This is a genomic window from Shewanella sp. S1-58-MNA-CIBAN-0166 (assembly GCF_040310085.1).
In the GTDB taxonomy this organism is placed as follows: domain Bacteria; phylum Pseudomonadota; class Gammaproteobacteria; order Enterobacterales; family Shewanellaceae; genus Shewanella.
In genome coordinates, this window is record NZ_JBEOPN010000022.1 from 81,947 (window position 1) to 95,562 (window position 13,616).

The following is a 13,616-nucleotide window of genomic DNA, read 5'->3' on the forward strand; positions in this document are numbered from 1 at the left end:
CATGGAAAACATGCGTAGTTGGTGGCAAGGTTTAGCCATTAGAGAACAACAACTTGTTGGTTTTTGTGCTGCAGTATTGGCGATAGGCATCATTTATTGGGGCATTTGGACACCGATATCGAATGCTCAAGAAACTGCCCAACGTGATAACAGCGCAGCGCAGCAAACGTTAAATTATGTTAAACAAACCGCCAATAAAATAGCGGGTCTGAAACAAGCGGGTGCGCAAGCTAAAGTTCGTGGCAGTTTAAGTTCTTTGGTAAATCAAACAGCTGGACAATATAAGTTAGAGATCACTCGCATGCAGCCGCAAGACGATAAAATTCAGCTATGGATGGATGACGTGCCATTTGATGCGTTACTGGGTTACTTGCATGACTTAGTAGAGCAAAAGGGCTTAACGTTAGACAGCGTAGATCTAACCGAATCAGACGTTGCTGGCTTTGTAAAAGTAAGACGTATTCAGCTTTCTCAGTAAGGATTTTTTGTGAGCTTATTTTCAAAAATAGTCATTGGCGTCATTATTTACCTCGCGTTTTTATTGGTTTATTTACCGGCGAACTGGTTAGTCAGTATCGCTCCGTTACCTAATAATGTGGTTATCACAGGTGCTGAAGGTACACTTTGGCAAGGAAAGGCGGCGTTAATTACCATTGATCAACGCCAAATAGAACACGTTAGTTGGCAGTTAAGTCCATGGGGATTACTGCTTGGTAAAGCCGATATCGATTTTAATATCGGTAATCGAGCTACGGCTGTTAGTGGTAAAGGTAGTGTGAGTTGGTCGTTATCTGGGCTGACTGCCAAAAATATTCGCCTTGATTTACCTGATAGTTTTTTACTAGCGGGCGCCCGTTTACCTTTTAAAACCCAAATTGATGGCGATGTGAGCTTAATGGTTGCAGTGCTAGAGCAAGGTAAACCATGGTGTACACAATTAAACGGTAAATTATTTTTAAATAATACTAACGTTAAAAATCAATATGGCGTGTACCCTTTAGGTAACATTTCATTGGGGCTCAGTTGCCTTGATGGGCAATTACAAATTGCCACTGATGAAACCCAAAACGTATTAGGTTTAACGGGAACTGTTATTTTAGGCGAGTCAAACTTGGTTAAAGTGAGTGCTAAAATTAAACCTACCGATGCCCAACCTAAAGATTTACGTGATTCGTTATCCTTTTTAGGTCGACAAGACAGCCAAGGGTATTACCCTATTAACTATCAAGGCGTTGTGCCTGGCTTGTAAAATCGGTTGATATTTGAATAACTAATGCCTTGATATCACTATCAAGGCATTTTCATATCGGCAATAATTTATCGAATAACCTTATCAACTACCTTATTAACTATGTTCAGACATCAGCCGCTATTTAACGATCAATCACTACTTGAATCGTTTATATAGTGATATTGCTTATACCGATTGAAGTGCCAATGATAGCGGTTGGTAATCTGTAATCGCTGGGAAGTCGGTAAATTCAATATGAGGCTTTTGGCTATCGGGGTTTTTAATCCCGAGTTGATAACCTATGCCAGCCTTTTTCGATGCCGCTAATATCACTTCGCTGTCATCAATAAATAAACACCGTGACGGATCTAAGTTGAACTTAGTCAGTGCATACTGCCAAAATTGCGGATGTTCTTTGGGATAACCGCTTTCATGGCTCGATAACATTTCATCTAAACCATGGCCTAAATTGGTATGAGTTAACTTAAGCGCTAAGCTTTGTGGGTGAGCATTAGTAAACAAAATGCGTTGTTTACTTGCCCCTGCTAATGCCTGTAAAAAAGGCATGCTGTCTTGGCGAAGTTTAATTCTATCAGCCGATGCATGGTGTAATGCCAAAATATCGAGTTGTAAATAGCGTTGCCAGTAATCAAGACAATACCAATCTAAGGTGCCAACGACATCATAGTAAGCTTGTTTAACGAGTGTATTGGCTTCATCCAAACTTATTTGACGCAGCATGCTTAATTGTTGTGGTACAAGATGTAACCAAAAGTGGTTGTCAAAATGCAGATCAAGCAAGGTACCATCCATGTCGAGCAGCACTGTGTCTATTTTATACCAAGGAAACATGTAAATTCCGGTTGTAGAATATACCCATAATAGTAAGATTGTACCCTGTATATATTAATTCGTCACACGAGGCTTCAATGACACAGCGGCATAAAAAGCCGGAAATCCTGCATACCGAAATTGTTGCCAAAAGCAGACTGTTTCAAATCGAGCAGGTACACCTTAAGTTTTCTAATGGCGTAGAGCGTCAATATGAAAGAATGAAGGGCGGTAGCAGAGGGGCGGTGATGATAGTGCCTATTCATCAAGGTAATTTATTATTAGCGAGTGAATACGCCGCCGGCACTGATAATTATGAACTCGGTTTTCCGAAAGGGTTGATAGATCCAGGCGAAACGGCAGTTGAAGCCGCTAATCGAGAGCTCCAAGAAGAAATTGGTTTTGGCAGTTATCAATTGACCTATCTAAAAGAGCTATCGCTTGCGCCAGGCTACTTTTCCAGCAAAATGCATATTTTTGTTGCTGAAAAACTGTACCCTAGCCGTTTAGAAGGGGATGAGCCTGAACCAATAGACGTGATCCCTTGGCCATTATCTGATTGGCAGTTATTACTCGAGAATGTTGATTTTTCAGAATCTCGTAGTGTTAGTGCACTTTTTTTAACTCAGCAATATCTCAATACACCAACAGATAATCTTACACGTGAAGTCAACGCCGTAAAATAGGTTATTCACAAGTAGTATTGAGTTAGTCATTGAACAGCAACATCGAATAGGCAATAGCCTTATTTATTGATGTCCTTGTGAGGTCATCCTTATCGAATCCAGCAATTGGAGTAATAATGAAGCCAGAAGATGTAATTGAGCAAGTTATAGACATCGCAACGGAAGCTGGGCAAAAAATTCGTGATATTTACCTTAAAGGTAACTTCAAACGCGAAATTAAGTCCGACAATACCCCTGTCACGTCTGCCGATTTAGCCGCGCACGATATTATTTGCCGTCAGTTAGCTGAACTCACGCCCGACATTCCTATTTTAAGTGAGGAAGCTGCAGATATTCCACTAAGTGTGCGTGAAACATGGAAACGCTATTGGCTAGTCGATCCATTAGATGGCACGGGTGAGTTTATTGCGGGTAGTGGTGATTTTTCAGTGATTATTGCTTTAGTTGAACATAACCGTCCTATCATGGGAGTGGTTTATGTGCCGATGACTAAGGTGTGTTATTACGCAATAGCCGGGCTAGGTGCTTATAAGCGTGATGGTAAGAACGAGATACGTATCACCAGTAAACAATTAACCGGTGATGAACCAGAGCATTTACGTTTAGCCGTTAGTCGTCGTCAAGATCCGCAATCGGTTTTAAAGTTACTCAATAAACCCAATCATTGTGAGTTAGTGGTGATGGGTGGTGCAGCATTAAAAAGTTGTTTGGTGGCCGAAGGACGTGCTGATTGCTATGTCCGTTTAGGACCCACTGGTGAATGGGATACTGGTGCTGCGCAGATTATTATTGAAGAAGCAGGTGGTGCACTGATTGATATTAATTTACAGCCTATGACCTACAATGAGCGTGAAACACTCGAAAACCCAAATTTTATTGTGGTAGGTAGTGCTAACCTCCCGTGGGATATATTGTTAACTAATTAATTTGTTTATATTTTAATGGACATAAATTAATATTTTGGATGTGTTGCTTTTTCGAACAGAGATTAATTTATTAATCATATGATGGCAACGACATGAGTAACGATATGGCAACAGTAGCCACTAGAAACCATCAACACTATATCGTGCATCGTGGTTAAATAACGATGGCAGTGTGCAGTTTTATCCGTTAATAACAGTGAGTCTTGAACTACTGTGACCAAATTTATGTTGATTTCAATACTGAATTTGGTGAGATACACATAAAAATGCCCTCATCATGAGGGCATTTTTGCTTAAATAACTTATGACTTATGACTATCTAACCATTGATGTATCGCTTTTCTGTCGCCTTGAAAGATAACTCTGTCCTGTTTCTTTTCAAGTTGATACAGATACATCGGGTCATAATAAATATCGAGTAACAGATTTATCCAGTCTAAATGCTTACTGGTATCATTTTGGCTTTGTTGTACGTTAAGCGCATTATCAACCAAGTCCTGCAATTCTTGATGTTGCTTACCGCCTAAGCGTTTACGAATGCCCAATAAACTTTGAGTCAAATATGCTTTAAATGCATCGAAACCCGCTTGCTCACCTAATCCAGATACATAATCAGCCAGTTTTTGCTCAACATAGTCATTTAATAAACGCGGTAAACGCGCGTCTAATGGCTCGTCGAGTACGATAATATCAGCTTGTTGCATGGCGCTGTAAAAATGCTTTGGCAGGGCTGAACGACCAATTAGCATACTTTCATCTTCTAACAGCAAATGGTTATGTTGCTGTTGTTGATGCTGCAGTAATGCCACGGCTAAATTATTTTCGAAGTTGATTTGACTGGGTTGCGGATCGATATTTTTGCCAAAGCTCGACCCTTTATGGTTGGCAAGGCCTTCAAGGTCGACTGATTCATTCCGCTGATGGATAACTTCCGTTTTACCACTACCTGTTATGCCACTTAAAATCAGCACTTTAGATTGGCTTGGCGCTTGCTCGATAGTATTAATTAAAAAACTACGTATGGCTTTGTAACCCCCTTCAATATAAGGGATGTCCATGCCTGATTCTTTAATCCATTGCTGTGATAGCTTTGAGCGCAAACCGCCACGAAAACAATATAAATAGCTGTCAGGATGTTGTGACAATTGAGCAAGCCAAGCATCTATACGTTGCTGTTTAATTTTACCTTTCACCAGCTCATGACCTAATGCTATAGCAGCCTCTTGGCCACGCCTTTTATAGCATGTGCCCACTTTTTCGCGTTCACCATCTTGCATTAATGGTAAATTAATCGAGTGGCCAAAAGCACCTTTAATGAATTCGATAGGCGCTCTTACGTCAATTAATGGACGGTTTTCTAATAGAAGTCTGCCATATTCTGAGCTGGGGATGACCTCGCTCATTAGTTTAATTCCACAAGGATATCGTGTCCGTCAGCGCGTGGCTCATAAGTATTGAGCATACCGATACAAATAGCGTCAATTCCATTGGCTTCTAATAGTGTTTTAAGTTCCTGTTCAGCCTCTGCACTCACGGCAACTAATAGTCCTCCACTGGTTTGTGGATCGCAAATAATCGCTTTCTGGTCATCTGTTAATGGCGGCAAATGTTCGCTATAACTGTCAAAATTGCGATGGGTACCACCTGGAATACAACCTTGAGCGAGGTAATCTCTGACTTTAGGGAGTAAAGGGACTTGGGATAAAACGATATTAGCTTTAAGTTGTGCACCTTGACAGACTTCAATTAAGTGACCCGCTAGTCCAAATCCTGTGACGTCCGTTAATGCATTAACCCCTGTGATTTTAGCGATATCAATACCTATCGTGTTGAGCTGACACATCGCATTTGGGGCAATTTGACTGTCTTCATCACGCAGCTTTTTCTGTTTCTGTGCTGTAGTCAGAATGCCAATACCAATCGGTTTGGTGAGATATAGACGATCATTCGCTTTGGCAGTGTTGTTTTGTTTTACTCGCTCAAGCGGTATTTGGCCTGTAACCGCTAAACCAAAAATAGGTTCAGGTGCATCAATACTGTGACCTCCAGCCAACATAATACCTGCATCGGCACAAGCTTGGCGTCCGCCATCAACCACTTGCTGTGCCACTTCTGGGGGCAATACATTAACCGGCCAGCCTAAAATGGCAATAGCCATAATTGGCGTGCCGCCCATGGCATAAATATCGCTGATGGCATTGGTTGCGGCAATTCTTCCAAAGGTAAATGGATCATCTACAATGGGCATAAAAAAGTCGGTGGTACTGATAATGCCGGTTTGCTCATTGAGTTTATAAACTGCAGCATCGTCACGGGTTTGATTACCGACTAATAAATTGGGGTCAGTAAATACTGGAAGTTGTGACGCAAGAATGGTGCTTAAGACTTTAGGAGAGATCTTACAGCCGCAGCCTGCGCCATGGCTATATTCGGTTAGTTTTATATCGGTATGAGGCATGGTTATGTTTCTGTCGCTGGCTTATTGATGAGCAATTATAATGTTTCTCAAGGATTATTTCTTGGTTATTCGCGGTTTATCAAACCTAGTCGTGTATTTTTAATTAAAAAAATAATTATTATGAACGTTGTTTTTTATTTTGTTTGCTGTTAATTTATCAACTTAATAAGGTGCATATCATTTTTAGGTTGGTATTGTGGCGAGACGAAAAGAGCATACGCATGAACAGATCCGCCATATGGCTATTAGTGCTGTGGTTGAGCATTTACAATGCCATGGTGTCGATAACCTAAGTTTGCGAAAAGTTGCAACCACCATTGGTTACGTGCCAAGCACGTTAATCAATATTTTTGGTAGTTACCAATATTTATTACTCGCGGTATCTGAACAAACATTGTTACAGCTAGCTGCGCAGTTACAGTTAATTAAACCGACCAGGCCAAAACAAACCATTGAGCAAATGGCAATCGTTTATAGTCAGTTTGCTTTAGCTAATCGACGCTGTTTCCGATTGGTATTTGAATTAACAATGACAGATGACCAGCCTTTACCTGCAGCTCACCTCGGGTTGATTAAGTCATTATTTTCTGATGTTGAGTCCCAACTAAGTCAATACTTTCCTTCTGCATGTGAGCAAGAGGTGGAAATGATGAGCCGCGTACTTTGGGGGGGAATACATGGGTTAACGTGTTTGTCATTGGATGGAAAACTATTTGAGACACAATCCTGTTTACAAGACATGTTGACGAGTCATGTAAACAGTTATATTGATGGAATGAGCATAAAAAGGAATTCAAATGCTGCTAACTAAACGATTTTTTCCCTATTTTGCGACCTTATGCCTAGGGGCGCTTAATGACAATTTTTATAAAAATGTGTTGCTCTTACTGGTAACGTACAGCCAATTAAATACATTACCGATTGATGTTAACTTGTTTGTTAATTTGGCCGCTGGCGTATTCATTTTACCTTTTTTCTTGTTTTCTGCTCATGCCGGTATCGTGGCTGACAATATGAATAAGGCAAAATTGATTCGACGGTTAAAGTTGTTAGAGCTGATTATCATGTCAACAGCGGCTATCGCGATTATCAGTCAGAGTTATATGGTGATGTTGCTGCTGTTATTTTTAACCGGCAGCCAGTCTGCATACTTTGGTCCAGTAAAATACTCATTATTACCTCAAGCCCTAAGCGAAGCAGAGTTAGTAAAAGGTAATGCTCTGGTTGAAATGGGCACTTTTTTGTCGATTCTTGTCGGTACCCTAAGCGCCGGTTTGGTGGTGTCTAATGAAAATGGTTTAACGTGGGCGGCAATCATTGTCTGTGTGTTGGCTATTTGTGGTTATCTTGCTAGCCGTGCGATTCCTTCATTGCCTGCCCAAGGTGATTTAAACCCTAGTAAATTTTCGTTATTTTCTGGCACTTGGCGTTGTATTAATAAAGCGCGACAAACCAAGACTATTTGGATGGCCATTCTCGCCATTAGCTGGTTTTGGTTCTTAGGTGCCACCTATTTAACTCAATTCCCTAACTTTGCCAAGCTGCACTTACATGCCGATGCCACCGTCGTGTCATTGTTACTGGCGCTATTTTCTGTCGGTATTGCCGTTGGGTCATACGTGTGTGAGCGTTTTTCGTTTGGGCATGTTGAGTTAGGCTTATTACCATTTGGGGTCTTGGGCTTAAGCGTATTTAGTTTTGACATGATAGCGGCTATTCCGCTAGAGCTTGTTGAGCCAGGTTTTGTGTATAGCTTCGAGTCATTTATCGCTAACGCGCAGCATTATCGTGTGATGATCGATTTGTTTCTTGTCGGCCTAAGTGGCGGGATATTCATTGTGCCTCTGTATGCGTTTATTCAAACTCGTGCAGAAAAACAAGAATGTGCTCAAGCTATTGCGGCGAATAACATCATTAATGCCTTCTTTATGGTGGGCTCTGCAGTATTATCGATAGTCTTACTGGGTGTATTTCAATGGAGTATCCCTGAATTATTTATGCTTGTCGGGGTGCTTAATTTGGTTGTGCTGTTATATGTCTACTCACAAGTGCCAGAGTTTACTCAACGCTTTATCAGTTATTTGCTGAGCCATGTTATGTATCGGGTGAATGTACATGGTAGAGAACATATTCCGGAACAAGGGGCAGGAATTATTGTCAGTAATCATGTGAGTTACGTTGATGCGTTAGTCATTATGGGCGCGTCGACTCGACCTATTCGGTTTGTAATGGATAAGTCGATTAGCGAAATTCCATTATTAAAGTATTTGTTTCGGCACGCTGGTGTTATCCCAATCTGTTCACCTAAAAAGTGTGAGTCGACATATCTAAACGCATTCGAACAGATACACCAAGCATTAGCTAACGATGAGTTAGTGTGTATTTTTCCGGAAGGAAAGTTAACCCCAGACGGTGAAATTGGTGAGTTTAGACCTGGCATTGATAAAATTTTACAACGGGATCCTGTAACAGTAATACCGTTAGCGTTAACAGGGTTGTGGGGATCTTACTTTAGCCATAAAGGCGGGCATGCACTGACCACTTTGCCTAAACGTTTCTGGTCTAAAGTATCGGTGAGTATTGCACCTTCAGTTGACGGAGCTACGACCAATTGCAAAGCGTTACAGCAGCAGGTGACTCAGCAATTTAATTAGCACATGATGTACTAGTGAAGCTGATCAAAACAAAAAAGGTCACGCGTGGGCGTGACCTTTTAAATGATTAAGCATTAGCTTTACTGTGCGTAGGCAGCTGTTAGGCTTTTCCAATTTCGTTGTTGTTCAAGAAACTGATTACGTAATAATTGCACTTGTTGCTTCAGATTGTGATCTGTAAGTTGCTTACGCTTCGCCTCTAACAAACTCTTTTTAGCTTGATAATAGTCAACTAAGTGTTGCTTCATCAGCTCATACTCTGCTTGAAACTTTTCTATAATTTCATCGCAGTTAGGTAAGTGAGCAACCTGATTCTGAGCTTGTAAAAGTTGCATCTGCAAACGTGCACTTTCAATACGTTCTTGTGGCACTTTACGTAAGTCACTCGCTAAACCAAACCAGTTCATCAGTTTGATTAACCATTTGGTTGGATCGTAATCCCACCATTTTATGCCATTGCGATAATCGTTTTCAAAAATATGATGGAAGTTGTGATAGCCCTCACCGTATGTAAGTAACGCTAAAAATGCATTATCTCGGGCTGAGTTTTTATCTGTGTACGGTTGTTTACCCCAAATATGGGCTAATGAGTTAATAAAGAAAGTACAGTGATGCACTACCACTAAGCGTAATAAACCTGCCATAAGTACCATTGATAAAATATCGCCATTTAGCCAGCCTATAAATGCCGGTAAACCAATATTCATTAAGATCACTAAGGCTAAGTAGTGCTTGTGCTGCCACATAACGATACGATCGTTTTGTAAGTCGCGCACGTTGTTGTAGTCACTGTAACGACTCGCTTGATACTCGCGCAGCATCCAACCTATGTGGCTGTACCAAAATCCCATTTGAGCTGAGTACGGGTCTTTATCATTATTATCAACATGTTTGTGATGAATGCGGTGATCACTACACCAATGTAATGCGCTATTCTGTAGCGCCAATGCCCCGCCTAGTGCGTATAAAAAACGAACTGAAGAGTGAGCTTTATAGGCTTTGTGTGACCATAATCTGTGGTAACCCGCAGTAATCGATAGACCACTTGCGTAAGCGAAAACAACAAATGCAATCCATTCAATGCCATCAAAGCCATGGGTAAAACCACGCCAAGGGATTAATACCACGGCGCCGATAAAAGTAATGGCAAATAACAAGGTATTAAGCCAAATGATTGGAGGTTTTTTCATTTAGTAGGGTTCCAATAATAGGTTTAAATAAGTTGAGCGTACAATTGTACGCTAATTTAACTTAGGGAACTAGTCATGGTCAAGCTTAACAGGGCTGTGTTTCTGTTTTAAAAACGGTATTATCTGTGAATTAATATTGACTGAATGGATTAGTAAATGGGTGTTAGAGCACAACAAAAGGAAAAAACCCGCCGTGCATTAGTGGATGCTGCATTTAATCAACTTAGTGCTGAACGCAGTTTTTCCAGTCTAAGCTTACGTGAAGTTGCTCGTGAAGCTGGTATTGCACCCACATCATTCTATCGCCATTTTAAAGACATGAACGAACTTGGCTTGACCATGGTCGATGAAGGTGGATTAACCTTACGTCAAATGATGCGTAAAGGTCGTCAACGTGCAGAAGCCGGTGGGAGTGTGATCCGTATTTCTGTCGACACGTTTATGGAAGTATTGGAGTCAAACCCGAACGTATTTCGAATACTACTTCACGAACGTTCAGGTACCTCTGCGGCATTTAGAGCCGCAGTTGAGCGCGAAATTGAACATTTTATTTCTGAACTTGCTCATTACACCGAAGCCCAGGCAAACCGCACTCCTGTGTTAGCGCGTGCTCAAGCTGAAGCATTGGTTATTTTAGTCTTTAATGCCGGAGCATCAGCGTTGGATTCCAAGCGTAGCGAGCGTAAGTCATTAGCCGATCAGTTAGTACTACAACTGCGTATGGTGGCTACAGGCGCTGAAGCGTTACAGCATAAAATTGACAACCGTGCTTAATTTATCGCAATTATAACAAACAGGGCGCTAATCATTAGCGCCCTGTTTGTTAGTTAAGCTGTATTACTTACGTTCTAGTAATACTCCTGATTCCATATGATCGGTATATGGGAATTGGTCAAATAGCGCAAAGCGAGTTATTTTATGTGTTTGACCTAAGGTTAACAAATTGTCATTCAGTGTTTCTGGATTACATGAAATATACAAAATCCGCTCGTAACCTTGGATAAGCTTTAATGTTTCTGGATCAATGCCTGCACGAGGCGGGTCAACAAAGATAGTATTGCAATCGTAACTGTCTAAGTCGATGCCTTCTAAACGTCTAAATTGACGCTTTTTCGCCATGGCATCACTAAAGTCTTCAGCAGACATGCGAATAATTTGAACATTATCAACGTGATTAATATCGATGTTGTATTGCGCAGCATCAACTGAAGGCTTGGCCAGCTCTGTTGCTAATACACGATTGAAGTTTTGCGCCAATGCAATCGTAAAATTACCATTACCACAGTACAACTCTAGTAAATCACCCTGACTGTTTTTAGTTGCATCAATAGCCCACTCCAGCATTTTTACAGAGACTTTCGCATTAGGCTGAGTAAAACTGTTTTCAATTTGCTTGTAATGCAATACCTGTTCATTAACCGTTAAGGTCTCAACAACGAAATCTTTGTCTAAATCGATTTTTTGCTTACGCGCACGACCTATAATGTTGACATTGAATTGAGCAGATAACTTTGCTTTTAATAGAGTCGCGTGTTCACGCCACTCTTCATCGAGCTGGCGGTGGTACAACAAAGACACTAAAATTTCGCCGCTTAATGTCGACAAGAAATCTACTTGAAACAATCGATAACGCAATGCAGGATTAGGTGTTAACTCTGCTATTAATGCGGCCATCATTTGATTAATAATCAAACCAGCGGGTAAATATTGATCGCAACGCACTTTTGCATTCAGTGCTTTATCAAACATGTAGTAATATAAGTCATCATCTTGATGCCACATTCTAAATTCAGCACGCATACGATAATGCATAGGCTCAGAAGCAAAGACTTCAAGCGCCGGTGGATTGAAATCGGCAAAGGCCTGTTCTAGCTTGATGCGCTTTCGTTGTAATTGTGCATCGTAGTTTTTAGGATCCATTGCAGCTAAATTCATATCGTCCACCTAATACTGTAAAAAAGGGCGCAAATATTATACTAAATGACGCTGATGTCTAGTATTACGCACCTAAGTATAAAGTGGCCCGACGATTAATGCTGAACATATACATATTTGGAGCCCATATTGTCTGGACCTATTTTAGTGTTTGATTCTGGTATCGGCGGATTGTCGGTAATGAACCAAATTAGAAAACAGTTACCACAACATGATTATTGTTACTTATTTGACAATGCACGCCTACCCTATGGCAACTTATCAGAGCAAGAGTTAATAACTGGATGTGTTGCACTTATTACTCATCATGCACGACGTTTGAACGCCAGTATTGTGGTGGTTGCCTGTAATACCGCCAGTACTTTGGTATTGCCTCTATTACGCCAGCAATTAACCATTCCTATCGTGGGAGTTGTTCCTGCTATTAAACCTGCCGCCATGTTATCGAAGAAAAAGCACATTGGTTTATTGGCTACGCCTGGGACAGTGAAACGAGATTACACTCAAGCATTAATCAATCAGTTTGCCGGAAACTGTAAGGTTGAATTATTTGGGACTTCAGATTTAGTGTTACTTGCGGAGCAGTATGTAGCTCAACAGCCAATCGATATGGATAAGCTAAACGATATCTTAGCACCCATAGCGGCAACTAATATTGATGTACTGGTGCTGGGCTGTACTCATTTCCCAATGATAGCGACAGAAATAAGTCATTATCTTGGCGAAGGAGTAACACTATTAGATTCAGGGGAGGCGGTAGCAAAACGGGTAAGGTTTTTACTGAGTAAAGAAAGTAATGGCAATAAGCAATTACAAGCATGTTATACCAAAGATATTAGCCAAGGGCTTAAAGCAACATTAGTCGATTATGGTTTTAGTGATTTTTCGCTGGTAACCATAACCGACTAACAACACTATTAATTTACTATAGTGCTAAGAACCTAGTTCAATAACGATTAGCTATTTTCCGAATCAGATTCTTGTGATTTGGCTTCTCTTACCTTTAACGTGCGCTCTTGAAAGCTATAGTCGTTTAATTTCGACATTGCTTTTTGTGCGCCCGCTTCAGACATCTCAACAAATCCAAATCCTTTGCGACGTCCAGTTTTACGGTCTCGTACTAAACGAACTGAGTTAACAGGCCCGTACTCACCAAACAATGCCTTTACTTCTCCCTCATGAACACGATAAGGCAAGTTGCCAACATATAGTGTCATTGTAGGACCAACATAAGGTTCGTCAGAAGAGCTTGAACCACTTGTTGGTATAAAGGTGAAAATTAACGTTGCAACGACTACACCAGCAATAAACGCTACCGAAGATGATGTGCCGCCAAACTGAGAAAAAACAAAAGCGCCAAGAAGCGCCGCAATCAAAACAATCACGAATGATTTCTGCATAAAATAATCTCTAATGAATATAAAAATGATAAATAACTGTTAAATACTATTACATACTAATTAAAAATTACCAGATAAACCAGACCACTGTTGAAAAATTGAGCTCAAAAGCGACTTAAATATCAAAAACAACTAATTTACTAATTAGTCAAAGGTGGTTCTTTAATCAAAAAAGCTAAAAAAAGAACGATCTGCATAAAAGTTCAACGCTCGAAACATATCTTGAATAAAAGCGCTTGCACTAAATCTTAAGCTGCCTATAATGCGCATCCACTGACACGGCATACAGCGAAAGCGAAAACCGG

At 40.7% G+C, this 13,616-nt stretch carries 14 protein-coding genes; 8 read left to right on the forward strand and 6 right to left on the reverse strand.

All coding sequences use genetic code 11. From position 1 onward, the window contains the following. Position 1 precedes the first annotated feature (1 nt). Together AAEY99_RS14100 and AAEY99_RS14105 are read left to right on the forward strand one after the other, a co-directional pair. Entirely contained in the window at positions 2–478 is a 477-nt protein-coding gene (locus tag AAEY99_RS14100) for a type II secretion system protein M (protein ID WP_101087404.1), read from the forward strand. A 9-nt stretch (positions 479–487) separates the two neighbouring features. Next, positions 488–1,249, forward strand: a complete 762-nt coding sequence (locus AAEY99_RS14105) for a type II secretion system protein N (RefSeq protein WP_101087403.1) — start codon at positions 488–490, stop codon at positions 1,247–1,249. Between the two features lie 168 nt (positions 1,250–1,417). Here AAEY99_RS14105 and yrfG read toward each other — a convergent pair whose 3' ends face one another. Further along, complete coding sequence (yrfG, locus tag AAEY99_RS14110; protein WP_351010928.1) at positions 1,418–2,083, reverse strand: GMP/IMP nucleotidase; 666 nt, start codon at positions 2,081–2,083, stop codon at positions 1,418–1,420. A 77-nt stretch (positions 2,084–2,160) separates the two neighbouring features. Between yrfG and nudE the strand changes: the two genes are divergently transcribed. Then, positions 2,161–2,748, forward strand: a complete 588-nt coding sequence (gene nudE / locus AAEY99_RS14115; RefSeq protein WP_162022018.1) for an ADP compounds hydrolase NudE — start codon at positions 2,161–2,163, stop codon at positions 2,746–2,748. A gap of 116 nt (positions 2,749–2,864) precedes the next feature. After that, a complete protein-coding gene (gene cysQ / locus AAEY99_RS14120; RefSeq protein WP_101087400.1) occupies positions 2,865–3,674 on the forward strand; it encodes a 3'(2'),5'-bisphosphate nucleotidase CysQ in 810 nt (269 codons plus the stop codon). A gap of 302 nt (positions 3,675–3,976) precedes the next feature. Here cysQ and mnmH read toward each other — a convergent pair whose 3' ends face one another. Together mnmH and selD are read right to left on the reverse strand one after the other, a co-directional pair. Beyond that, positions 3,977–5,077 (reverse strand): tRNA 2-selenouridine(34) synthase MnmH, encoded by a 1,101-nt coding sequence (mnmH, locus tag AAEY99_RS14125; protein WP_351010929.1) that lies wholly within the window; start codon positions 5,075–5,077, stop codon positions 3,977–3,979. Beyond that, positions 5,077–6,132, reverse strand: coding sequence for a selenide, water dikinase SelD (gene selD / locus AAEY99_RS14130; RefSeq protein WP_192116496.1), 1,056 nt, complete (start codon positions 6,130–6,132; stop codon positions 5,077–5,079). Before selD ends, mnmH begins: the two co-directional genes overlap by 1 nt. A 196-nt stretch (positions 6,133–6,328) precedes the next feature. Here selD and AAEY99_RS14135 point away from each other — a divergent pair, with 196 nt between their 5' ends. Beyond that, positions 6,329–6,943 carry a TetR/AcrR family transcriptional regulator gene (locus AAEY99_RS14135; protein ID WP_101087398.1) on the forward strand — a complete coding sequence of 205 codons (615 nt, stop codon included), beginning with the start codon at positions 6,329–6,331 and terminating at the stop codon, positions 6,941–6,943. Continuing rightward, positions 6,930–8,786 carry an MFS transporter gene (locus AAEY99_RS14140; RefSeq protein ID WP_351010931.1) on the forward strand — a complete coding sequence of 619 codons (1,857 nt, stop codon included), beginning with the start codon at positions 6,930–6,932 and terminating at the stop codon, positions 8,784–8,786. The genes AAEY99_RS14135 and AAEY99_RS14140 overlap by 14 nt, the downstream gene beginning before the upstream one ends. A gap of 80 nt (positions 8,787–8,866) precedes the next feature. Here AAEY99_RS14140 and AAEY99_RS14145 read toward each other — a convergent pair whose 3' ends face one another. Further along, entirely contained in the window at positions 8,867–9,976 is a 1,110-nt protein-coding gene (locus tag AAEY99_RS14145; protein WP_101087396.1) for an acyl-CoA desaturase, read from the reverse strand. Between the two features lie 156 nt (positions 9,977–10,132). Between AAEY99_RS14145 and fabR the strand changes: the two genes are divergently transcribed. Further along, a complete protein-coding gene (gene fabR / locus AAEY99_RS14150) occupies positions 10,133–10,750 on the forward strand; it encodes an HTH-type transcriptional repressor FabR (protein WP_011635616.1) in 618 nt (205 codons plus the stop codon). 63 nt (positions 10,751–10,813) lie between these two features. Here fabR and trmA read toward each other — a convergent pair whose 3' ends face one another. Further along, positions 10,814–11,911: a tRNA (uridine(54)-C5)-methyltransferase TrmA gene (gene trmA / locus AAEY99_RS14155; RefSeq protein WP_101087395.1), complete on the reverse strand. Its 1,098-nt coding sequence runs from the start codon at positions 11,909–11,911 to the stop codon at positions 10,814–10,816. A 129-nt stretch (positions 11,912–12,040) separates the two neighbouring features. Here trmA and murI point away from each other — a divergent pair, with 129 nt between their 5' ends. Further along, positions 12,041–12,820, forward strand: coding sequence for a glutamate racemase (gene murI / locus AAEY99_RS14160; RefSeq protein ID WP_101087394.1), 780 nt, complete (start codon positions 12,041–12,043; stop codon positions 12,818–12,820). 47 nt (positions 12,821–12,867) lie between these two features. Here the strand turns inward: murI and AAEY99_RS14165 are convergent, their stop codons facing one another. Further along, positions 12,868–13,311 (reverse strand): RNA recognition motif domain-containing protein, encoded by a 444-nt coding sequence (locus AAEY99_RS14165; RefSeq protein ID WP_101087393.1) that lies wholly within the window; start codon positions 13,309–13,311, stop codon positions 12,868–12,870. Positions 13,312–13,616 lie beyond the last annotated feature (305 nt).

Bases quoted from the DNA above. Each gene is read 5' to 3' on its own strand.
- yrfG (WP_351010928.1), bottom strand. From the start codon at position 2,083: ATGTTTCCTTGGTATAAAATAGACACAGTGCTGCTCGACATGGATGGT.
- AAEY99_RS14100 (WP_101087404.1), top strand. From the start codon at position 2: ATGGAAAACATGCGTAGTTGGTGGCAAGGTTTAGCCATTAGAGAACAA.
- AAEY99_RS14165 (WP_101087393.1), bottom strand. From the start codon at position 13,311: ATGCAGAAATCATTCGTGATTGTTTTGATTGCGGCGCTTCTTGGCGCT.
- cysQ (WP_101087400.1), top strand. From the start codon at position 2,865: ATGAAGCCAGAAGATGTAATTGAGCAAGTTATAGACATCGCAACGGAA.
- trmA (WP_101087395.1), bottom strand. From the start codon at position 11,911: ATGAATTTAGCTGCAATGGATCCTAAAAACTACGATGCACAATTACAA.
- fabR (WP_011635616.1), top strand. From the start codon at position 10,133: ATGGGTGTTAGAGCACAACAAAAGGAAAAAACCCGCCGTGCATTAGTG.
- mnmH (WP_351010929.1), bottom strand. From the start codon at position 5,077: ATGAGCGAGGTCATCCCCAGCTCAGAATATGGCAGACTTCTATTAGAA.
- AAEY99_RS14145 (WP_101087396.1), bottom strand. From the start codon at position 9,976: ATGAAAAAACCTCCAATCATTTGGCTTAATACCTTGTTATTTGCCATT.
- nudE (WP_162022018.1), top strand. From the start codon at position 2,161: ATGACACAGCGGCATAAAAAGCCGGAAATCCTGCATACCGAAATTGTT.
- AAEY99_RS14140 (WP_351010931.1), top strand. From the start codon at position 6,930: ATGCTGCTAACTAAACGATTTTTTCCCTATTTTGCGACCTTATGCCTA.
- selD (WP_192116496.1), bottom strand. From the start codon at position 6,132: ATGCCTCATACCGATATAAAACTAACCGAATATAGCCATGGCGCAGGC.